This window comes from Rathayibacter sp. PhB179, assembly GCF_004345345.1.
In the GTDB taxonomy this organism is placed as follows: domain Bacteria; phylum Actinomycetota; class Actinomycetes; order Actinomycetales; family Microbacteriaceae; genus Rathayibacter; species Rathayibacter festucae.
The window spans coordinates 1-21,187 of sequence record NZ_SLVD01000008.1 but is presented as its reverse complement, the minus strand read 5'-3'; the positions used below and the strand labels follow the sequence as shown (position 1 = coordinate 21,187).

The window sequence follows — 21,187 nt, the reverse complement described above, 5'->3', positions numbered from 1 at the left end:
CCGCCGCATGCTGATCGAGCAGCCCGTGGAGCGGGCGTATCGAGATCCACCGCCCGGCCGAACCGCCCTGTCCGCTCAGGGCGGAGCCGCCGAGCCGCTCCCTGAGGGCGACGCTCAGGTCCCCTCGCTGGTCGTCGCCTACCATGGGGAGCCTCCCGTCACATCTCCACATCAAGAGGCTTATCCGTGAGTTCTGCAGCAACCGAAGCCCCGCCGCGCAAGAGACGGAGCGTTCTCGCCGTCACGGTCGTGGTGGTCGCCGTCCTGGTGGTGGCGTTCTTCGTCTTCGCCGGTCTCTACACCGACATCCTCTGGTACGACCAGCTCGGGTTCCTCTCGGTGCTGACGACGCAGTGGTTCGCCGCGGGCGGGCTCTTCGTCATCGGCTTCGTCGCCATGGCCGTCCCGGTGTTCGTGAGCCTGACGCTCGCCTACCGGCTGCGCCCGGTCTACGCGAAGCTCAACTCGCAGATCGACCGCTACCAGCAGGTCGTCGAGCCGCTGCGGCGCCTGGCCACCTTCGGCATCCCGGCGGTCCTCGGCCTCTTCGCCGGCGTCTCCTCCTCCACCCGGTGGCAGACGAGCCTGACCTTCTGGAACCGCACGCCCTCGGGCGACGTCGATCCGCTGTTCGGCCTCGACACGTCCTTCTACCTCTTCGAGTTGCCCTTCTACCAGAGCATCGTCGGCTTCGCCTCGGCCGTGCTCATCATCTCGGCGCTCGCCACCCTCGCCACCGGCTACCTCTACGGCGCGATCCGCATCAACGGCCGCGAGATCCGCATCTCGAAGTCCTCGCGCATCCAGCTCGCGATCATCGCGGCGCTCTACCTGCTCGTGCAGGCGGTCAGCCTCTGGCTCGACCAGTACGCGACCCTCAGCCGCCAGGGCACCCGGATCACCGGCGCGACCTACGCCTCCGTGAACGCCACGATCCCCGGCCTGCAGATCCTCGCCGCCATCTCCGCGCTGATCGCCGTCCTCTTCATCATCACGGCCTTCATCGGCCGCTGGCGCCTGCCCGTCATCGGCACCGCGCTCCTCATCGTCGCGAGCCTGCTCGTCGGCTCGCTCTACCCGTGGGTCGTCCAGAAGTTCCAGGTGGAGCCGAACGAGCGCACGCTCGAATCGACGTACATCCAGGACAACATCGACATGACGCGGCAGGCCTACGGCGTCTCCGACGTCCAGGTCATCCCGTACGACGCGACCACCGACGCCGAGCCGGGCGCGCTCCGCTCCGACGCGGAGACCACGGCGAACATCCGCATCCTCGACCCCGCCGTCGTGACCGACGCGTTCTCGCAGCTGCAGCAGTTCCGCCAGTACTACTCCTTCGGCGACCAGCAGAACGCGCTCGACGTCGACCGCTACTCGATCGACGGCTCGACGCAGGACGCCGTCGTCGGCGTCCGCGAGCTGAACCTCAACGGCCTCGGCACCAACCAGACCTGGTACAACCAGACCCTCGTCTACACCCACGGCTACGGCCTGGTCGCCGCCTACGGCAACCAGCGCTCGTCCGACGGCGAGCCCGTCTTCATCGAGTCCGGCGTCCCGACGACCGGTGACCTCGGCGACTACGAGCCGCGAATCTACTTCGGCGAGAACTCGCCCGGCTACTCGATCGTCGGCGGCGACGGCGACCGCAACATCGAGCTCGACTACCCGTCGGGCACCGAGGGCGAGCAGCAGACCTACACGACCTTCGACGGCAACGGCGGCCCCTCGCTCGACAACGTCTTCAAGAAGCTCGTCTACGCGATCAAGTTCCAGTCCGAGCAGATCTTCCTCTCGGACGGCGTCAACGACCAGTCGCAGATCCTCTACGACCGCGACCCGGTCCAGCGCGTCCAGAAGGTCGCGCCGTACCTGACGCTCGACTCGGACGCCTACCCGACCGTCGTCGACGGCCGCGTCGTCTGGGTGGTCGACGGCTACACCACCTCCGCGGACTACCCGTACTCGGAGGTGCAGAGCCTCTCGCAGGCGATCGCCGACACCAACACGCAGCAGCAGTTCCCGACCGACGACGTCAACTACATCCGCAACTCGGTCAAGGCGACGGTCGACGCCTACGACGGCAGCGTGACGCTCTACGCCTGGGACACCGAGGACCCGATCCTGCAGACCTGGCAGAAGATCTTCCCGAGTACCGTCGAGCCGATCAGCGAGATGTCGGCCGGCCTGCTCAGCCACGTCCGCTACCCGGAGGACCTCTTCAAGGTGCAGCGCGCCGTGCTCGGCACCTACCACGTGACCGACGCCGGCTCGTTCTACTCCCGCGAGGCCGCCTGGTCCACGCCGAACGACCCGACCTCGGGTGGAGCGAGCACGGCCGCCGTCGGCGGCGGGGACACGCTGCAGCCGCCGTACTACCTGACGCTGCAGACGCCCGACGTCGAGACGCCGTCGTACTCGCTGTACTCCACCTACATCCCGGCGAGCACACCCGGCAGTGCGGCGAGCCGCAACGTGCTCACCGGCTACCTCGTCGCCGACTCGGATGCGGGCTCGACGGAGGGCGCGGTGGCCGACGGCTACGGCACGCTCCGGCTGCTCGAGCTGCCGAGCGACGACACGGTGCCCGGCCCCGGTCAGGTGCAGAACGCGTTCAACACCGATCCGACCGTCGCGAACCAGCTGGCACTGCTCCAGCGCGGCGACACCACGGTGACCCGGGGCAACCTGCTCACCCTGCCCGTCGGCGGCGGTCTGCTCTACGTGCAGCCGATCTACGTCAGCTCGAACGGAGACACGAGCTTCCCGCTCCTGCAGAAGGTGCTCGTCGCCTTCGGTGACGACATCGCCTTCGAGGACACCCTCGACGCCGCCCTCGACAGCCTCTTCGGCGGCGACTCGGGAGCGGACGCGGGTGACACCGGCACGGTGGTCACTCCGACCCCGACGCCGACCGACACGGCGGATCCGGGCGCGGGCGGCACCGGGACCGGCGACACGGGCACCGGCGGGACGACTCCGACCGGCGACCAGACCGAGCTCCAGGCCGCGCTGAGCGACGCGAGCACGGCTCTCGCCGCTCGCGAGACGGCCCTGAAGGCCGGCGACCTGACCGCCTTCGCGGCGGCGGACGAGCAGCTCACCGAGGCGCTCCAGCGGGCGCTGGCGGCCGAGGGACAGCAGTAGGCCGATGGTCCAGGTCGATCGTGGCGAGCACCTGCGTGCAGGGGAGTGGCTCGATCCGAACCGGGAGTACTGGGAGGGGCGTGCCGGCGACGGCGCGCCCCTCCGGGCGTTCGGGGCGGCAGTGCCGGCCGGGGCGCGGGTCCTGCACCTGCAGTGCGGTGCCGGAGCCGACGCGCTCCTGCTCGCCGAGCGGGGCGAGGACGTCATCGGCGTCGACTTCTCGATGCCGGCGATCCGGCGGGCCCGCGAGGCGGCGCGCGAGCGCGGTCTCGCCGAGCGGACCCGCTTCGTCTGCGCGAACCTGTACGAGCTGCGGCACATGCTGCCCGAGCCCGACGCCTTCGACGCGGTCGTGACGACCCTGGACGCGGTCGCCTGGCTCCCCGATCTCGAGGAGTGGGCGCGGATCGTCGAGTGGTTCGTCGCACCGGGTGGGACCGCGGTGATCGGCGCGCAGGCGCGGCCGCGCGTCGACGACCCGGCGGTGCGCACCTGGGAGCGCTCGGCGGACCAGGTCGCGGAGGCTCTCCGGGTGACCGGTCTCGAGGTCGCCGCGAGCGCCCTCGACGGTGTCGCGTGGACGGCGACGAAGCCCGTCTGAGCCGCCGAACACGGCGCTGCCCGCTCCGGATGCCCGCTCGATTTGCATCGGTCCTGATCCCCGTGTAATGTCTCTTCTTGTGCCGCGGGGTGGAGCAGTTCGGTAGCTCGCTGGGCTCATAACCCAGAGGTCGTAGGTTCAAATCCTGCCCCCGCAACAAGAAGACGGAAGCCGGTCGCGAAAGCGGCCGGCTTTCGTCGTTAACGGCGGCGTCCCACGGCGCTACGAGGCCGCGTCGATGACGCTCAGCACGTTGCCCGACGGGTCTCGGAACCAGGCGATCGTCGGCCCCCGCCCGCGCATGACGCCGTTCTCGTCGGTCGGCATCTCGCCGTCCGAGTAGATCTTGGTGACGACGCCGGACTCGTTGAGCGCCGCGACCGCCGCGTCGACGTCCTCGACGGCGAAGTTGAGGATCGTGAACTCGGCCGGCACATGGCTCGGCTTCGGGTAGGCGATGGCGCTCCCGCCGCCGGGCAGGGCGATGTCGAGGATCCCCATCGCGTTGACCGACACCTCCAGCCCGAGGACGTCGCCGTAGAACGCCCTCGCCGCCTCGACGTCCCGCACACTGAACCCGCTGAAGGCCCGCTCGCTCCGGATCATGACCGCACTCCCGTCCGCGCAGCGCCGTCGCCGCGTCCTGCGCGCGACGCTACTCCGCCGGCAGGTGGATCACGAGGAGCACGCTGCACTGCGACTGCGACTGCGACTGCATGCTGGTCGAGTAGCCCCGCAGGGGCGTATCGAGACCCGCCGTCCCCAGCAGGCGGGTCTGCAGACTCTCGTTCTGACGCCGGTGGATCTCGATACGCCCGCTCCGCGGGCTACTCGATCAGCATGAGATGCCTGCTCCGCGGATGCTGCATGGAGGACCCGTTTTGCGGGCTGCTCTTCGTAGAGGACCCGCTTCGCGGACTGTTCTTCGTGGAGGACCCGTATCGCGGGCTGCTCGAGATGAAGGGCCCGCATCGCGGGCCGCTCTGCCCGGGAGTACGCTGCGGCGCGGCCCGGCATGCTGGTCGAGCAGCCCCGCAGGGGCGTATCGAGACCCACCGTCACCAGCAGGGCGGGTCTGCAGACTCTCGTTCTGACGCCGGTAGATCTCGATACGCCCGCTGCGCGGCCTACTCGATCAGCATGGCTTCTCCCTGCGCACTGGCTGATCCTTCCCAGGAGGCCCCATCGCCGCCGGACCTCCGGCCCGGCCCCGAGTCGCTCGGTGTGTCGGGCCGGGGCGCACGCTATCCTCGTCCGGGATGCGAAGGGTGCTGGTGTGAGCGACGAACAGGTGGACGAGACCGCAGGAGCGACCCGGGACGGGTCCCCGAGCGAGGGGATCCACCTCACCCGCCGGAGCCGGCGGGACGCCGAATCCGCCGCACAGGCTCAGCGTCCGACTCCCCGCACCCGCCCGGTGCCCGTCGCTCCCGTCGCGGTGCGCACGCCCGTCCTCGCGACGGTGGCGCCCGTCCGCCGCCGCCGTGGCCGAGTCCTCCGCACCACGGTCAGCACGGTCGCGGCCGCCGCGATCGCCGGCATGGTCGCCGTGATGGCCCTGCCCGCCTACTCCTTCGACACCGCCCCCGACTCGCAGGCCGCGATCGAGGCCGCCGCCCGCATCCAGGCGCTCGGCAACCAGAAGCTCACCGTCGCCTCGACCGCCGTGCAGGAGCAGGTCATCCGCGACTCCTTCACCGCCCCGACGCAGGCGCAGCTCGACGAGGCCGCCGCGCAGGCGCGTGCCCTGGCCGCCGCCGCGGAGAAGGCCGCCGCCGATGCCGCAGCGGCAGCCGCCGCGGCCGCCGCCGAGGAGGCCTCCGGCACGTCCACGGGCGCTGCCGCGACGAGCCGCTCGGGCGGCACCAGCAGCTCCGTCACCCCCCGCGAGGAGGGCGACGACTACCCCTGGCGCGACGCGCTGACCGACGACCAGGGCGGCGGGCTCTCGCCGCTGCGCTACTACTACCGCGAGTGCGTCGACTTCGTCGCCTGGCGCCTGAACCGCGACCAGGGCTCCACCGGCGCCCCGTTCAAGTGGACCTGGGGCAACCTGACCCCGGGCGGAGGCAGCGCCTACGCCTGGGCCGGCCAGTGGGCCTCGCACGGCTGGGAGACCAGCACCACGCCCGTCCCCGGCGCCGTCGCCTGGTTCAACGGCAACCACGTCGCCTATGTGCAGTCCGTGAACGGCGACGGCACCGTCTCGCTCGAGGAGTACAACTGGGGCAACGACCACGCGTACCACGCGCGGACGATCCCGGCCTCGAGCGTCCCGCTCTTCCTCTACCCGCCGAGCTGATGGCGGCGCAGCGCAGAGCCTCCACGCGCAAGGCCGCTCGGCCCGCGAGCGCGGCGGCCGTCGGCTTCGCCGTCGCGCAGTTCGCTCCGACCGACGACCGCGCGGCGAACCTCGCGGTGATCCGCCGCCTCGCCGGCGTCGCCGCTCAGCGCGGCGCGAGCGTCGTCGTCCTGCCCGAGTACAGCTCGTTCTTCGTCGACCCGCTCGGCCCCGAGCTCGTCGCCGCGGGCGAGGCGCTCGACGGCCCGTTCGTCCAGGGACTCGGCGAGATCGCGCGCGAGCTCGGCGTCCACCTGGTGGCGGGCATGGTGGAGTCCGTCGGCGACGGCGAGCGGATCGCCAACACCCTCGTCGCGGTCGAGCCCGGGGGAGCGGTCGTCGCCACCTACCGCAAGCTGCACCTCTACGACGCCTTCGGCCAGACCGAGTCCGACTGGGTCGCGCCCGGCGAGATCGGCGTGCCGCAGACCTTCGAGGTGGGCGGCCTCGTCGTCGGCCTGCAGACCTGCTACGACCTGCGCTTCCCGGAGATGACCCGCTGGCTCGTCGACGCGGGCGCCGACGTGGTCGCCGCCCCCGCCGAGTGGGTCCGCGGCCCGCTCAAGGAGGCGCACTGGCGCACCCTGGTCACCGCCCGCGCGCTGGAGAACACGATCTACCTCGTCGCCGCCGACCAGACTCCGCCGATCGGCGTCGGGACGAGCATGATCGTCGACCCGATGGGTGTCGAGATCGCCACGCTCGGCGAGGTCGAGGACGTCGCGGTCGCCTGGCTCTCGCAGGAGCGCATCGCCTCGGCCCGGGAGAAGAACCCCGCGCTCGCGCTGCGCCGCTTCGAGGTCCGCCCCGTCCGGGCCGGCCGCCGGTCAGCCGCGGCGCGCGAGTCCCGCTAGCCGCTCCGCCGCGCTGTCCAGTACCTCGAAGCGCTTGCAGAACGCGAATCGCACCAGCGAGCGGTAGGCGTCCGCGTCCTCGGCGCTGCAGAAGGCCGACACCGGCACCGCCACCACCCCGGCGAGCCCGGGCAGCGCCCGGCAGAAGGCGACCCCGTCGTCCCAGCCGAGCGGAGCCGCGTCCGCGACGACGAAGTACGACCCCGCCGACGGCGACACCGTGAAGCCGGCCGCCGCGAGCCCGGCGGAGAGCACGTCGCGCTTGCGCTCCAGGGTCGCCGCGATGCCGGTGAAGAACGCGTCGGGCAGCCCGAGGCCGACGGCGACCGCGCCCTGGAACGGCGACCCGCTGACGTAGGTGAGGAACTGCTTCACCGCGAGCACCGCGGTGATCAGCGAGCGCGGCCCGGTGATCCAGCCGATCTTCCAGCCGGTGGTGCTGAAGGTCTTGCCCGCGGAGGAGACGGTGAGCGTGCGCTCCCGGGCGCCGGGCAGCGTCGCGATCGGCACGTGGCCGCCGTCGAAGCGCAGGTGCTCGTAGACCTCGTCGGTGACGATCAGCGCGTCGTGCCGGTGTGCGAGCCGCACGATCAGCTCCCGGGTCTCAGCGGGCAGCACCGAGCCGGTCGGGTTGTGCGGGTCGTTGACCAGGATGACCCGGGTGCGGTCGGTCACCGCGGCCGTCAGCTCCTCGTGGTCGACGTGGAAGTCCGTCCCCCGCAGCGGGACCGTGCGGTGCACGCCGCCGGCCAGGGCGATCAGCGCGCCGTAGGCGTCGTAGTGCGGAGTGAAGGTGACGACCTCGTCACCGGGCTCGAGGAGCGCGAGCAGTGTCGCCGCCAGCGCCTCCGTGGCGCCGGTGGTGACCAGCACCTCGCCGTCCGGGTCGACGGCGAGGTCGTAGAACCGCCGCTGGTGCGCCGAGACGGCCTCGCGGAGCACCGGGAAGCCCGGCCCGGGCGGGTACTGGTTGAGGCCCGCGGAGATGGCCGCGCGCGCCGCCTCGAGCACCTCCTGCGGCCCGTCCTCGTCCGGGAAGCCCTGGCCGAGGTTGATCGCCCCGGTCCGCGCGGCGAGGGCGCTCATCTCGCTGAAGACGGTGGCGGCGACCTCGCCGCTCGGGCCGAGAAGACCGGCGCCGGCGGCGGCGCGGGTCCAGGATCCGTGGATGCTCACCCCGCCAGTCTGGCGGCTGGGGCCCCGCGGGCGCACCGGCGGGCATTGGCGTGCCGCTCGCAGGCGCGTCATAAGGAACGCACAGGTTCCCTGGTCAAGCTATCCCCGCTTGGAAGGAGCACCACCCATGACCGAGAGTCACGACGGTCCTCGTCAGCCGGAGGATCCCCGCACGCCGGAGGATCGCCGCCACGAGGCGAACCAGCCCATCTCCGGCGAGCACACCCCCGGACAGCCCACGTACCCCTCGGGCACCGGAGTGCCGTCGTCGTCCACCGGGCCCACCGAGCCCCTCCCGTCCTACACGTCGAACTCGGCGGAGGGGAACCAGGCCCAGCCGGTCCCGCCGACCCCGCGCTACGGCCAGTTCGCCCCTCCCGCCGCGCACACCGTGCAGAGCACCGAGCAGCCGCCCGTCGGCGAGCAGGGCTCGTTCGGCGGCGGCCAGCCCCCGGTCGGCCCGCCCACCGCGACCAAGCGCCGCGCCGGAGTCGGCGTCGTCGCGGCCCTCGCGATCGGCGCGGTCGTCGGCGGAGTCGCCGGGGCCGGCGTCTTCGGCCTCTGGTCCGCCTCCAACGGAGCCGGCACCCGCGTCGTCTCCTCGAGCGGCTCGCAGACCATCACGGTGAACAACGCCGAGGACGCGACCACCGCGACCGCCGTCGCCGCCAAGGCCACGCCGAGCGTCGTCACGATCGCCGTCGCCGGCAGCTCCTCGTCCGGCACCGGCTCGGGCATCGTCCTCTCGAAGGACGGCTACGTCCTCACCAACACCCACGTCGTGACCCTCGACGGCCAGATCTCGGACGGCGCGGTCACCGTGACCACGCAGGACGGCCGCATCTTCACCGCGACCATCGTCGGCACCGACCCCACGCTCGATCTCGCCGTGATCAAGCTGGCCGACGCGACCGACCTGGTCCCGATGACCTTCGCCGACTCGACCGAGGTCAACGTCGGCGACACCGCCGTCGCGATCGGCGCGCCGCTGGGCCTCTCCGGCACCGTCACCGACGGCATCGTGAGCGCGCTCAACCGGAGCATCCAGGTCGCCTCCTCCGCCGCCCCCGACGACTCGGGCGACAGCTCGAGCGGCAGCACCGAGAGCCCGTTCAACTTCGACATCCCCGGCCAGACCCAGCAGACGCCGGCCACGAGCACCATCTCGCTGCCCGTCATCCAGACGGACGCGGCGATCAACCCCGGCAACTCGGGCGGCGCGCTGCTCGACAGCGACGGCGAGCTGATCGGCGTCAACGTGGCGATCGCGAGCGCGGGGCAGTCCTCGAGCTCGAGCGGGCAGTCCGGCAACATCGGCGTCGGCTTCGCGATCCCGAGTGCCATCGCCGAGCGCGTCGCGAAGGAGATCATCGCGAACGGCTCCGCCACGCACGGCCTGCTCGGCGCGAGCGTCTCGGACTCCACCCAGGACGTCCTCGGCGCGAAAATCCAGGAGGTGACCAGCGGCGGTGCCGCGCAGGCCGCCGGCCTGGCCGCGGGCGACATCGTCACCGGCGTGGCCGGGACGCCGATCACGAGCGCCTCGGACCTCACCGCCCAGGTGCGCGCGCAGGCCGCGAACGCCGATGTGAAGCTGACCTACGTGCGCAGCGGCAAGACCTTCGAGGTCGACGTCACGCTCGGCACCATGGCCACCAGCTGACTCCTTCCGCAGTGAGCGGCAGCCCCCGGGGATCCGTCCCCGGGGGCTGCTCCGCGTCCGCGGGGCGGTGCGCGACCCGCTGGTAGTGTGGGGCGCCCGCGTCCGGCCAGGACGCCCGGCCCCGCCTCACGAACTGGACCCATGCAGCCCGAGACCCCGACGGACGACCTCCCCGATCTGCCCGGCGTCTCCTACGTGATGCCCGTGCTCAACGAGGTCACCCACGTGCGGGCGGCGGTCGACTCCCTGCTGGCTCAGGACTACACCGGGCCCTTCGACGTCGTCCTCGCGCTCGCGCCCAGCATCGACGGCACCGAGCGGCTCGTCGCCGAGCTCAGCGCGGCCGACGAGCGGATCCGCGTCGTGGCCAATGCCGTCGGCTCGACTCCCGCCGGGCTGAACGCCGCGATCCGCGCCTCGCGGCACCCCGTCGTCGTCCGCGTCGACGCGCACTCCGTCCTCCCGCCGGACTACGCGCGGATCGCCGTCGAGGCGCTGCAGCGCTCGGGCGCCGCGAACGTCGGCGGAGTGATGGCGGCCGAGGGGCTGACGCCGTTCCAGCGCGCCGTCGCCCGGGCGTACGGCTCGCGGATCGGCCTCGGCGGCACCCCGCACCACGTCGGCGGCGAGGAGGGCCCGGCCGACACCGTCTACCTCGGCGTCTTCCGCCGCTCCGCCCTCGAGCGCGCCGGGCTCTTCGACGAGCGCTTCAAGCGCGGCCAGGACTGGGAGCTCAACCGCCGGCTGCGCGAGGCGGGCGGCCTGGTCTGGTTCACGCCGCGGCTCACGGTCACCTACCGGCCCCGGCCGTCGATGCGGGCGCTGCTGCGGCAGTTCCTCTCCACCGGGATGTGGCGGGGCGAGCTGACCCGGCTGTTCCCGGCCTCGCGGTCCCTCCGCTACTTCGCACCCCCCGTCCTCGTGGCGCTGCTCGCCCTCGGCCTGCTCGCCGGGGTCGCCGGAGCGCTGCAGGCGCTGCTCGGCGCCGCGCCCTGGCTGCTGATCGGCCTCGTCGTCCCGGTCGGCTACCTCGCCCTCGTGGCGGCGGCCACGATCGCCGTCGCCCGCGTCGACGGACCGCGCGCCATGCTGTGGTTCCTCGTCGTGATCCCCGCCATCCACGTGGCCTGGGGCACCGGATTCGTGCTCGGCTTCGCGGGCCTCACCAGCAACATCGCGGCGCACCGCCACCACCCCGCGGCCGACTCCGCCGCCGACTCCGCGAGGGACGCATGACCAGCACCGCCAGACCGCGATCGATCGCCGAGCTCCGCGCGGTCGCCCAGCCGCCCGAGGTCCGCGGGCGGCGCAACGCCGAGCACTGGACGGCCTCGCTCTACCTGCGGCGCTTCTCGCCCTACCTGACCATGCAGCTGCTGCGCACCTCGATCTCGGCCAACGGCGTGACCGGGCTGATGATCCTGGTCGGCTGGAGCGCGGCCGCGGCGCTGCTGATCCCCGGGATCGCCGGCGCCGCCCTCGCGCTGATCCTCGGCCAGCTGCAGATGCTCGTCGACTGCTGCGACGGCGAGGTCGCGCGCTGGCGCCGCACCTCGTCGCCCGCCGGCGTCTTCCTCGACAAGGTCGGCCACTACACGACCGAGTCGCTGATCCCGATCGCGCTCGGACTGCGCGCCGCCGGGATCCCCTTCGACGCTCCGGAGGACTTCCTCTGGACCTCGATCGGCCTCGCGCTCGCGCTGGTGATCGTGCTGAACAAGGCGCTCAACGACATGGTGCACGTCGCCCGGGCGAACGCCGGGCTGACGAAGCTCGCGGACACGAAGGGGGAGGCGACGCCGTCCTCCTCCGCTCTCGCCCGCCTGCGCCGTGCCGCGCGGTTCCTGCCGTTCCACCGGCTGTACCACTCGGTCGAGCTGACCATGCTGGCCTTCGCCGCGAGCCTGGTCGGGCTGGTCGTCGGCGCCGGAACGGCCGACCGGGTGCTGGTGTCGGCGCTGCTGCCGCTCGCGCTCCTCGCGCTCGTCGGCCACTTCGTCGCGATCATGGCGTCCAAGCGTGTCCGGTCCTGAGCCGGGCGGGCTGCCGCGCGTCGGCGTCGTCGTCCTGACCCAGGGCACGCGGCGCGACGACCTCGCGGCCGGGCTCGCGAGCGTCCTCGCCCAGGAGGGCGTCGAGCTCGACGTCGTCTGCGTCGGCAACGGCTGGACGCCCGAGGGACTGCCCGAGGGCGTCCGCGCGCTCGCCCTCCCCGAGAACCTCGGCATCCCCGCCGGCCGCAACGCCGGCGTCCCCGCAGTGACGGGGGAGTACCTGTTCTTCCTCGACGACGACGCTCGCGTGCCCTCGCCGAGCTTCCTCCGCGACGCGATCGCGCTGCTCGCCTCGCCGCGCCGGATCGGCATGGTGCAGCCGCGCGTCGACAGTGTCGACGGCGCACCCGCGCCCCGGCGCTGGACCCCGCGCATCCTCAAGGGCGACCCGCGCCGCTCCGGACCCGTCTTCTCGGTCTGGGAGGGTGCGGTGGTGCTGCGCCGCGACGTCTTCGAGCAGACCGGCGGCTGGGCCGCTCCCTTCTTCTACGCGCACGAGGGCATCGAGCTGGCCTGGCGGGTCTGGGACACCGGGCGCAGCACCTGGTACGCGGGCGAGCTCGTCGCCCAGCACCCGGTGATCCAGCCGACCCGGCACGCCGACTACTACCGGCTGAACGCTCGCAACCGGGTGTGGCTCGCCCGCCGCTCGCTGCCGGCTCCGCTCGCGCTCGCCTACGTCGGCTCGTGGACCGCGATCCAGTGCCTGCGCTGGCGGAACGACCGTGCGGCGCTCCGGGCCTGGTTCGCCGGCTGGCGCGAGGGCTGGACCGCCGACCCCGGGGAGCGCCGCATTCTGGCAGGCCGGACGCTGCTGCGCATGACGGTCGCCGGGCGTCCCCCGATCGTCTAGCATCGGGGAATCCGCCCCCGCCGGGCGGACGCCCCTCGGAAGGACGACGGTGTTCGATTCGACGCAACTCCCCTCGACAGCTCTGCCCGGTGCAGTGCTGGCCGAGCCGGTACCCACCCCCGACGACCTGATCGCGGACGTGCGCTCCCGCGTGGACGCCCTCGGCGGACCGGTCGAGGATCCGGAGTTCCAGTCGCGCCTGGACGCCCGCCTCCCGCGGCTGGTCGATCTGCTCGCCGCGGTCTACGCGCATCGCGACGACCTCGTCGAGCAGATCGTCGCCCTGGTCGAGCTCGCCGCGACCTCCTGGCAGGAGCGCCCGGAGGACCTGCGCGCGCTCGATCGTGCCCGCGGGCAGCACCCGGACTGGTTCCTCTCCAACAAGGCGCTCGGCGGCGTCTGCTACGTCGACCGCTTCGCCGGCGACCTCGCGGGGCTGCGCGCCGAGATCCCCTACTTCCGCCAGATCGGGCTCAACTACCTGCACCTGATGCCGGTCTTCGACGCTCCGGAGGGGGAGTCGGACGGCGGCTACGCGGTGTCCAGCTACCGCCGCGTGCGCCCGGACCTCGGCGACATGGACGACCTGCGCCTGCTCGCGGCCGAGCTGCGCGAGCACGGCATCGCGCTGGTCGTCGACTTCGTCTTCAACCACACCTCGAACGAGCACGAGTGGGCGCGGAAGGCGCTCGCGGGCGAGCAGCGCTACGAGGACTACTACTGGATCTACCCCGACCGCGAGCAGCCGGACGCCTTCGAGCGCACCACCCGCGAGATCTTCCCCGACGACCACCCCGGCTCCTTCGTGCAGCTCGAGGACGGCCGCTGGGTGTGGGCGACCTTCCACCGCTACCAGTGGGACCTCAACTACTCGAACCCCGAGGTCTTCCGCGCGATGGCCGGCGAGATGCTCTTCCTCGCCAACCAGGGCGTCGACGCGCTGCGGATGGACGCGGTCGCCTTCATCTGGAAGGAGCTCGGCACCACCTGCGAGTCGCAGCCCGAGGCGCACGTGCTGCTGCGCGCGTTCAACGAGGTCTGCCGGCTCGCGGCGCCGTCGCTGCTGTTCAAGTCCGAGGCGATCGTGCACCCCGACGAGGTGATCGAGTACATCGACCTCGAGGAGTGCCAGCTCTCCTACAACCCGCTGCAGATGGCGCTGACCTGGGAGGCGCTCGCGACCCGCGACGTCCGGCTGCTCGCCCAGGCGCTCGAGCGGCGGCACGCGCTGCCGGCCGGAACGGCGTGGGTCAACTACGTCCGCGGGCACGACGACATCGGCTGGACCTTCGCCGACGAGGACGCCGCCGAGCTCGGCATCGACGCGGCCGGGCACCGGCGCTTCCTCAACGACTTCTACACCGACCGATTCGAGGGGACGTTCGCGCGCGGCGTGCCGTTCCAGGAGAACCCGCGCACGGGCGACCGGCGCGTGTCCGGGACGACGGCCTCGCTCGCGGGCGTCGAGGCGGGCGACCCCTACGGGATCGACCGGGTGCTGCTCGCGCACTCCATCGCCCTCAGCACCGGCGGTCTGCCGCTGCTCTACCTCGGCGACGAGGTGGGACAGCTGAACGACCACGGCTACCTGGACGACCCGAGCACCGCGGGCGACTCCCGCTGGGTGAACCGCCCGCGGCGGCCCGCGGAGCGCTACGCCGAGCGCGAGACCCCCGGCGCCGACGCGGCCGAGATCTTCGGCGGGCTCCTGCACCTGATCGCGATCCGCAAGCGGACGGACCTCTTCGCGGGCAACGCGCTCACGGTCTTCGACGCGGTCAACGACCACGTGCTCGGCTACCAGCGCCCCGGCGACGGCGAGGCCGTGCTCGTTCTGGCCAACGTCTCCGACGAGGCGCAGGAGGTCGCGCCGGAGCGCTTCGGCGGCTTCGCCCCCGAGGCGGTCGACCTTGTCACCGAGATCGCCGTCGACCTCCGCGAGGGCTTCCGCCTCGCCCCCCTGCAGTTCGTCTGGCTGCGCGTGACCCCGGCCCCTCACCTGCAGGTCGAGTAGCCCCGAAGGGGCCCATCACATGCTGGTCGAGTAGCCCCGGAGGGGCGTATCGAGACCCGGCGTCCCCCAGCACGCGGTGCCATCCATGCTGGTCGAGTAGCCCCGGAGGGGCGTATCGAGACCCACCGTCGCACGGACGCCGGTCTGCAGAGCCGACCTTCAGGCCGCGGTGGATCTCGATACGCCCGCTGCGCGGGCTACTCGATCAGCATGGTGGACACCGCTCCGGCTGCTCGATCAGCATGCTCAAACCCGGCTTGTACCCTGGTCCGATGACACCCGCACCCCGCGCCGTCCTCTCCCGCCTGCTCCGGGACGCGACGCTGGCGCGCGGAGTGGCCGGCGACCTGCTGACCGCGCGGCGGGCCCGCCGCGACGTCGCCCGCGAGCTCGCGGACCGCGCGCCGCTGACACCCGGCGTCTTCGAGATCGGCGTCTACTTCGCCGACGGCGACATCAACCTCTACCAGCTGCGCCAGTGGTACGCGCCGCTGCAGGAGCTAGCGAAGACCCATCCGGTCGTCCTCCTCTCCCGGAACGCCACCGCCACCCGGGCGCTGCTGCGCGAGAGCCCGATCCCGGTCGCGCACGTGCGCTCCGTCGCCGACCTCGAGACCGCCATCGACGAGCAGCCGCTGCGGATCGTCCTCTACGTCAACCAGAACGCGCGCAACTTCCAGATGATGCGCTACGGGCGCCGCTGGCACGTCTTCGTCAACCATGGCGAGAGCGACAAGATGTACATGACGACCAACCAGTTCAAGGCGTACGACTACAGCTTCATCGCCGGCGACGCCGCGCTCGCGCGCCTGCGCCGCGTGCTCTGGGACTTCGACTTCGACAAGCGCGCCCTCGCCATCGGCCGCCCGCAGGCCGACCACGTCTCCGGCCGCACCCCGTACCCCGCGGACGGGCGCCGCGTCGTCCTCTACGCGCCCACCTGGGAGGGCGACCGCCCCGCCGCCGGCTACGGCTCGATCCGCACCCACGGCGTCGCGCTCACCCGCGCCCTGGTGGCCGACCCCGGCTACCGCCTGGTCTACCGGCCGCACCCGCGCAGCGGCGCCGTGGACCCGGCCTACGGGGCGGCTGACCGCGAGATCGTCGCGCTGATCGCGGCGGCGAACGCGGCGGATCCGGCGGCCCGGCACGTGCACGACACCTCCGCCGAGCTCGGCTGGCAGCTCACCGCCGACATCGCGGTGCTGGACGTCTCGGCCATGGTCTACGACCGGCTCGCGACCGGCCGCCCGCTGCTGGTCACCCGGCCGATCAGCCCGGCGGCCGAGGTCGACGAGTCCGGCTACCTCGGCGATGCGGAGTGGCTGCGCGCCGAGGACGCCGCCGCGATCGTCGCCCGGCTCGAGAGCGTCGAGCACGACGAGGCGGCGGTCGAGCGCCTCGAGCGCTGGGTCGCCCACTACTTCGGCGACACGAGCCCCGGAGCCGCGACCGCCCGCTTCCACGCGGCGATCGAGCAGCTGCTCGCCGAGTGGGACCGGCACGCCGAGCTGCACCGCGACGACGCCGCCGTCGACGAGCACGATCCCGAGCACTGAGCGGGCCGCCGGCCGTGCGGCCGGCCACCCCTCCCGCGCGCGTCCGTCAAGCCTTCTCCCGCGGCGCGGGCGGCCGTCCGCGCCCCGCTACGCTCGACGCATGATCACCCCGCGCGCCTTCGCCCGCTCCCGCCGGCGTGCCGCCGCGCCGGCCCAGCCCGTCGTCGAACCCGACATCGTGGTGTCGAGCGACCCGGAGCGACCGCAGTTCACCATCCGCTCGTTCCGGATCGGCCTGTTCGGCGGTCTCGGCGTGCTCGTCGCCCTCGTGGTCGGCGGGCTCGTCGTCTCGCTGAGCACGGTGCTCACCTATGTCTTCGTCGCGCTGTTCTTCGCCCTCGGCCTCGACCCGCTCGTCTCCTGGCTGGAGAGCAAGAGGATCCCGCGCGCGCTGGCGATCACGATCGTGCTGGCCTCGGTGCTGCTGATCTTCGCCGGGCTGCTCCTCTACATCATCCCGATCCTGATCGAGCAGCTCACCATCTTCGTGACGAGCGCTCCCCGGATCGTCTCCGACATCGCCTCGCAGCCGTGGGTGCTCGACCTGGAGCGGCAGCTCAGCGGCGTCGTCGACGTCGACTCGCTCATCGGCAACGTGCAGAGCTTCATCGGCAACCCGAACAACCTGCTCTCGCTCGGCGGCGGCATCCTCGCGGTCGGCAGCGGCATCGCGAGCGGCGTGACCGGCGCGATCATCGTGCTGATCCTCACCCTCTACTTCCTCGCCTCGCTGCGCTCGATGAAGTCGGTCGCCTACCGCTTCGCGCCCGCCTCCCACCGCCCGAAGGCGCGCGAGGTCGGCGAGGAGATCACCGGCGCGGTGGGCCGCTACGTCGTGGGCCAGGTCTCGCTCGCGGCGGTCAACGGCGTGCTGACCTTCATCCTGCTGCTGATCATCGGCGGCCCGGTGCCGGCGCTGCTGGCCTGCGTGGCCTTCCTCGGCTCGCTGATCCCGCTCGTCGGTACGATCTCGGGCGCCGTCATCATCTCGCTCGCCTGCCTGCTCGCCTCGCCGGTGACAGCGCTCGTCGCGGCGATCTACTACCTCGTCTACATGCAGGTCGAGGCGTACGTCCTCAGCCCGCGGATCATGAACCGCGCCGTGTCCGTGCCCGGCGCCGTCGTCGTCATCGCGGCGGTCGCGGGCGGCACGCTCGCGGGTGTGCTGGGGGCCCTCGTGGCGATCCCCGTGGCGGCGTCGGTGATCATCGTGGTGCAGAAGGTCGTGTTCCCGAGGCAGGACACGAAGTAGGGTCCACTTCGGCGCGTCGCTTCGCGACGGTGCACGTGCGGCCGGGGCGGCGCGTCACTGCGTGACGGCGCGGGTGCGGTACCTCGCCACGGCTCCTTCCCGCGCGCCTGCGGCGCGCCCGCCAGACCCGAGCCAGGAGCCGCGACGAGGCACCGCACCCGCGCCTCGTGCTCGGCTGAGGGCTCCCGATGCTGGTCGAGCAGCCCCGGAGGGGCGTATCGAGACCCGCGGTCGTCAACCGGGAGGATCTGCAGACTCGTCTTCTGACTCGGGTGGATCTCGATACGCCCGCGGCGCGGGCTACTCGATCAGCATGACGGCGCCGCAGGCATGCTGGGCGAGTGGCCCCGCAGAGCCGCAACCATGCCGGTCGAGCAGCCCCGGAGGGGCGTATCGAGACCCGCCGTCCTCAGCGGGGCGGGTCTGCAGGCTCGTCCTCCCAGGACGGTGCGGGATCAGCGGAAGGGCGGCACCGTGCTGTCGACCGTGCTGGTGAAGGCGTTCACGGACGCGGGCAGCTCGGGAGCGGAGCCGGGGGCCGGCGCCGCGGGGAGGGTGCGGGTGACCAGGGGGACGGTGCCCGCCCAGACGCCGGGGGTCTGGGCGTCGTCGTCGGAGGGGCCGGCGGCGCGGATCTTGAGGCTCGCCTCGGCGAGGGGCAGGCGGAGGACGAGGGTGGCGGCGATCTCGCGGGCGGTGCTCGGGCGGGTCTCGGCGGGGCGGCCGGGCAGGAAGCGCTCGGTGAGCAGATCGAGGGCACGGGCCTTGCTGGGGCCTTCGACGGGCTCGGCTCGACCGAGGATCATCGCGGAGCGGTAGTTCATCGAGCTGTCGAAGGCGGAGCGGGCGACGACGAGGCCGTCGACGAGGGTCACGGCGACGGTGAGCAGCGAGCCGCGCGCGGCCTCGCGCAGGAGGCCGCCGCCGCTGGAGCCGTGCAGGAGGAGGTCGTCGCCGTCGCGGGCGAAGAGGATCGGCAGCACGATCGCGGCCCCCTCGCGAACGACGGCGACGTGCGCGATCAGCGCTTCGTCGAGCAGGGCGTCCAGGGCGCCGCGGTCGAGGACCTGGCGGTCGCGGAGCCGGGTGACGCGGGTGCGGTCGGTGGTGTCGAGGGTGTCCATGGTCCGAGGATCGCGTCTGCACTGGATCTGCGAGAATGCCAGGGAGCCACGGGTCGAGTGGTCCAGAACGGGGGAGTCCATGGCGTCCGGTGATCTCGAGGTGCCGCTGCTGCTGCGGGCGCCGGAGCGCGGAGCGGTCCGCTCCGGGCTGGCCGAGGCGCTGCGGGCGGCGGTGCTCGACGGGCGCTACGGGGCCGGCGACGCCATCCCGTCCAGCCGAGTGCTGGCGCAGCAGCTCGGGGTCTCGCGCGGGTCGGTCGTCGCCGCGGTGGACCAGCTGGTCGGCGAGGGCTACCTCGTGGCGCACCCGCGCGCAGCGGTGACGGTGGCAGCCGACGGGGTGGTCGTGCCGATCCGGTCCCGGGTCGAGCGGGCGGAGCCGGCGGTGATGCCGGCGACGGTCCGGCTGGATCTGCGGCCGGGGCGCCCGGACACGCGTGATCTCGACGGGCCGGAGTGGCGAGCCGCCTGGCGGCCGGCGCTCTCGGCTCCGCCCTCGGAGCTGCCGTCGGCAGTGGGGCACGCGGGTCTGCGGAGGCGGATCGCCGAGCAGCTGCGGCGCTCGCGCGGGATCGACGTCGAGGCGGAGGACGTCCTCGTGACGAGCGGGACCGCGGACGCCGTCGCTCTGCTGGTGCGGGCGGCCGCCGCCGCGCTCGGCCGTCCGGTGCGGGTCGCGGTCGAGGACCCGGGCTACCCGGCGGTGCGGCGGCGGCTGCGCGCGGAAGGCCACGAGGTCGTCGGGGTACCGGTCGACGCGGACGGCATCGACCTGGACGCGCTCGCGACGAGCGGCGCGGACGTCGTGGTCGTCACTCCGTCGCATCAGTATCCGACCGGAGGGCGCCTGGCGCTCGCGGCCCGGCTCGAGCTGGTGCGCCGCGCGGCGACGGAGCGGCTGCTGGTGATCGAGGACGACTACGACAGCGAGTTCCGCTACGTCGGCGCACCGCTGCCGGCGCTCGCGTCGCTCGACGGCGGCGGGGGAGTGGCGCACGTCGGCTCGTTCTCGAAGACCGTGTCGCCGTGGCTGCGGGTGGCGTACCTGGCGCTGCCGCCGTCGTCGTGGCTGCACGGGGCGGTGCGGGAGGTCGACGCCGAGCGCGACGCCTCCGTCTCGGGCCCGACGCAGGAGGCGCTCGCCGCCTTCATGGCGGGCGGCGGCTTCCGGCGGCACCTCACCCGCTCGCGGCGCCGCTACGCGCACCGTCGCGGGCTGGTCCGCGACTTCTCCGAGGCGATCGACTGGGGCTCGGCGCGCGGACTCGACGGCGGGCTGCACGTCGTGCTCGGGCTGCCCGCGCCGCTCACAGCGAGGGCGGTGGTGGCGGCGCTCACGGCGGAGGGGCTCCTCGTCGCTCCGCTCGACGACTACGCCCTGGCCGACCGCGCGGAGGAGGAGGCGCTGGTCCTCGGCTACGGCAGCGCGAGCGATCTCGAGCTGACCGCCGCGCTGAGCACGATCGACCGCACCGTCCGGGCACTGCTCGGCGGCGGTCCCGCCGTCCGTGGTATCCCTGGAGGATGACCGCCGACTCCGCCCTGCACATCACCGACGACGCCGACGCCGACGCGCTGCTCACCCGCGACCCGCTCGCCCTGCTGATCGGCATGCTGCTGGATCAGCAGGTGGCGATGGAGACGGCGTTCTCGGGGCCGCTGAAGCTCGAGCAGCGCCTGGCCGAGGAGGGGTCGTCCTTCGACGCGGCCGCGATCGCGGACTTCGACGAGGACCGGTTCTCGGAGCTGTCCCGGACGCCCCCGGCGATCCACCGCTACCCGGCGAACATGGCCGGCCGGGTGCAGACCCTCTGCCGCGCGATCGTCGACGACTGGGACGGCGACGCCTCGGCCATCTGGACCCGCGACGACCCCGACGGCCGCGAGGTGCTCGCTCGCCTCAAGGCACTGCCCGGATTCGGCGACCAGAAGGCCCGCATCTTCGTCGCCCTGCTCGGCAAGCGCCGCGGCTTCGAGGGCGCGGGCTGGCGCGAGGCCGCCGGCGCCTACGGCGAGGAGGACTCGTTCCGCTCGGTCGCCGACATCGTCTCGCCCGAGTCCCTCGCCAAGGTCCGCGCCACGAAGCAGGCGGCCAAGGCCGCCGCCAAGGCCAAGAAGTAGGACGCTCGCGCGGCTCGCACCTCATGCTGCGCGAAGCCGCTTCGCATCTCTGTGGTGTGAGGGAAAGGACGCGGCGGCGCCCCGTCATGCTGGTCGAGTAGCCCCGCAGGGGCGTATCGAGACCCACCATCACCAGCAGGACGGGTCTGCAGACTCGCCTTCCGACGACGGTGGATCTCGATACGCCCGCTGCGCGGGCTACTCGATCAGCATGGCTTTCCCCATACGAACCAGGTGATGTCTCCTCGGAGACCCGCGATCGCCTGGAGGCTGGATCTCGAAGCTTCTATTTGTCAAGGTCGGCAGAGGAGGGGGAAGAGTTCGCGGCAGAGGGCTCGTTTGAGGAGGCGGAGGATGTCTTTCTTGGTTTTGCCGTCGGCGAGGTGGGTGTCGCGGTAGTCGCGGGTTCGTTGTTCGTGGCAGAGGCG

At 72.6% G+C, this 21,187-nt stretch carries 16 protein-coding genes and 1 tRNA gene; 14 read left to right on the top strand and 3 right to left on the bottom strand.

Annotated features, from left to right (window positions below):
• Positions 1-186: 186 nt before the first annotated feature.
• From EDF43_RS15845 to EDF43_RS15835, 3 genes are all read left to right on the top strand, one after another.
• The gene (locus EDF43_RS15845) at positions 187-3,147 is read left to right on the top strand and encodes a UPF0182 family protein (RefSeq protein ID WP_243646347.1); all 2,961 of its coding nucleotides are present in this window, start codon (positions 187-189) and stop codon (positions 3,145-3,147) included.
• Between the two features lie 4 nt (positions 3,148-3,151).
• Entirely contained in the window at positions 3,152-3,748 is a 597-nt protein-coding gene (locus EDF43_RS15840; RefSeq protein ID WP_132437757.1) for a methyltransferase domain-containing protein, read from the top strand.
• Between the two features lie 83 nt (positions 3,749-3,831).
• A tRNA-Met gene (locus EDF43_RS15835) sits at positions 3,832-3,905 on the top strand.
• Between the two features lie 65 nt (positions 3,906-3,970).
• On the opposite strand, the gene EDF43_RS15830 is transcribed toward EDF43_RS15835, so the two are convergent.
• The gene (locus EDF43_RS15830) at positions 3,971-4,354 is read right to left on the bottom strand and encodes a VOC family protein (protein WP_132437758.1); all 384 of its coding nucleotides are present in this window, start codon (positions 4,352-4,354) and stop codon (positions 3,971-3,973) included.
• Positions 4,355-5,024: 670 nt separating this feature from the next.
• Here EDF43_RS15830 and EDF43_RS15825 point away from each other — a divergent pair.
• Together EDF43_RS15825 and EDF43_RS15820 are read left to right on the top strand one after the other, a co-directional pair.
• Entirely contained in the window at positions 5,025-6,050 is a 1,026-nt protein-coding gene (locus EDF43_RS15825; RefSeq protein ID WP_132437759.1) for a CHAP domain-containing protein, read from the top strand.
• Entirely contained in the window at positions 6,050-6,943 is an 894-nt protein-coding gene (locus EDF43_RS15820) for a carbon-nitrogen hydrolase family protein (RefSeq protein ID WP_132437760.1), read from the top strand. The genes EDF43_RS15825 and EDF43_RS15820 overlap by 1 nt, the downstream gene beginning before the upstream one ends.
• Here EDF43_RS15820 and EDF43_RS15815 read toward each other — a convergent pair.
• On the bottom strand, positions 6,917-8,119 hold the full coding sequence (locus EDF43_RS15815; RefSeq protein WP_132437761.1) for a pyridoxal phosphate-dependent aminotransferase: 1,203 nt from the start codon (positions 8,117-8,119) through the stop codon (positions 6,917-6,919). The genes EDF43_RS15820 and EDF43_RS15815 overlap by 27 nt on opposite strands.
• Positions 8,120-8,246: 127 nt before the next feature.
• Here EDF43_RS15815 and EDF43_RS15810 point away from each other — a divergent pair, with 127 nt between their 5' ends.
• The 7 genes from EDF43_RS15810 to EDF43_RS15780 all read left to right on the top strand — a co-directional run bounded on the left by EDF43_RS15810 (position 8,247) and on the right by EDF43_RS15780 (position 17,514).
• Positions 8,247-9,782, top strand: a complete 1,536-nt coding sequence (locus EDF43_RS15810; RefSeq protein WP_132437762.1) for a trypsin-like peptidase domain-containing protein — start codon at positions 8,247-8,249, stop codon at positions 9,780-9,782.
• Positions 9,783-9,923: 141 nt separating this feature from the next.
• Positions 9,924-11,018, top strand: coding sequence for a glycosyltransferase family 2 protein (locus EDF43_RS15805; protein WP_132437763.1), 1,095 nt, complete (start codon positions 9,924-9,926; stop codon positions 11,016-11,018).
• Positions 11,015-11,815: a CDP-alcohol phosphatidyltransferase family protein gene (locus EDF43_RS15800; RefSeq protein WP_132437764.1), complete on the top strand. Its 801-nt coding sequence runs from the start codon at positions 11,015-11,017 to the stop codon at positions 11,813-11,815. Before EDF43_RS15805 ends, EDF43_RS15800 begins: the two co-directional genes overlap by 4 nt.
• Complete coding sequence (locus EDF43_RS15795) at positions 11,802-12,689, top strand: glycosyltransferase (protein WP_132437765.1); 888 nt, start codon at positions 11,802-11,804, stop codon at positions 12,687-12,689. The genes EDF43_RS15800 and EDF43_RS15795 overlap by 14 nt, the downstream gene beginning before the upstream one ends.
• Positions 12,690-12,840: 151 nt before the next feature.
• Positions 12,841-14,703: an amylosucrase gene (locus EDF43_RS15790; RefSeq protein WP_243646351.1), complete on the top strand. Its 1,863-nt coding sequence runs from the start codon at positions 12,841-12,843 to the stop codon at positions 14,701-14,703.
• 272 nt (positions 14,704-14,975) lie between these two features.
• The gene (locus tag EDF43_RS15785) at positions 14,976-16,262 is read left to right on the top strand and encodes a hypothetical protein (protein WP_243646348.1); all 1,287 of its coding nucleotides are present in this window, start codon (positions 14,976-14,978) and stop codon (positions 16,260-16,262) included.
• A gap of 100 nt (positions 16,263-16,362) precedes the next feature.
• A complete protein-coding gene (locus EDF43_RS15780) occupies positions 16,363-17,514 on the top strand; it encodes an AI-2E family transporter (protein ID WP_123705088.1) in 1,152 nt (383 codons plus the stop codon).
• 455 nt (positions 17,515-17,969) lie between these two features.
• Here the strand turns inward: EDF43_RS15780 and EDF43_RS15775 are convergent, their stop codons facing one another.
• On the bottom strand, positions 17,970-18,638 hold the full coding sequence (locus EDF43_RS15775; RefSeq protein ID WP_123737767.1) for a pyridoxamine 5'-phosphate oxidase family protein: 669 nt from the start codon (positions 18,636-18,638) through the stop codon (positions 17,970-17,972).
• A gap of 79 nt (positions 18,639-18,717) precedes the next feature.
• Here EDF43_RS15775 and EDF43_RS15770 point away from each other — a divergent pair, with 79 nt between their 5' ends.
• Together EDF43_RS15770 and EDF43_RS15765 are read left to right on the top strand one after the other, a co-directional pair.
• Positions 18,718-20,166 carry a PLP-dependent aminotransferase family protein gene (locus EDF43_RS15770; RefSeq protein ID WP_165909159.1) on the top strand — a complete coding sequence of 483 codons (1,449 nt, stop codon included), beginning with the start codon at positions 18,718-18,720 and terminating at the stop codon, positions 20,164-20,166.
• Positions 20,163-20,759, top strand: a complete 597-nt coding sequence (locus EDF43_RS15765) for an HhH-GPD-type base excision DNA repair protein (protein ID WP_123447563.1) — start codon at positions 20,163-20,165, stop codon at positions 20,757-20,759. Before EDF43_RS15770 ends, EDF43_RS15765 begins: the two co-directional genes overlap by 4 nt.
• Positions 20,760-21,187 lie beyond the last annotated feature (428 nt).

Coding starts and splice junctions, on each gene's coding strand:
- EDF43_RS15770 (WP_165909159.1), top strand. CDS start 18,718: ATGGCGTCCGGTGATCTCGAGGTGCCGCTGCTGCTGCGGGCGCCGGAG.
- EDF43_RS15765 (WP_123447563.1), top strand. CDS start 20,163: ATGACCGCCGACTCCGCCCTGCACATCACCGACGACGCCGACGCCGAC.
- EDF43_RS15785 (WP_243646348.1), top strand. CDS start 14,976: ATGACACCCGCACCCCGCGCCGTCCTCTCCCGCCTGCTCCGGGACGCG.
- EDF43_RS15805 (WP_132437763.1), top strand. CDS start 9,924: ATGCAGCCCGAGACCCCGACGGACGACCTCCCCGATCTGCCCGGCGTC.
- EDF43_RS15775 (WP_123737767.1), bottom strand. CDS start 18,638: ATGGACACCCTCGACACCACCGACCGCACCCGCGTCACCCGGCTCCGC.
- EDF43_RS15820 (WP_132437760.1), top strand. CDS start 6,050: ATGGCGGCGCAGCGCAGAGCCTCCACGCGCAAGGCCGCTCGGCCCGCG.
- EDF43_RS15840 (WP_132437757.1), top strand. CDS start 3,152: ATGGTCCAGGTCGATCGTGGCGAGCACCTGCGTGCAGGGGAGTGGCTC.
- EDF43_RS15800 (WP_132437764.1), top strand. CDS start 11,015: ATGACCAGCACCGCCAGACCGCGATCGATCGCCGAGCTCCGCGCGGTC.
- EDF43_RS15780 (WP_123705088.1), top strand. CDS start 16,363: ATGATCACCCCGCGCGCCTTCGCCCGCTCCCGCCGGCGTGCCGCCGCG.
- EDF43_RS15830 (WP_132437758.1), bottom strand. CDS start 4,354: ATGATCCGGAGCGAGCGGGCCTTCAGCGGGTTCAGTGTGCGGGACGTC.
- EDF43_RS15810 (WP_132437762.1), top strand. CDS start 8,247: ATGACCGAGAGTCACGACGGTCCTCGTCAGCCGGAGGATCCCCGCACG.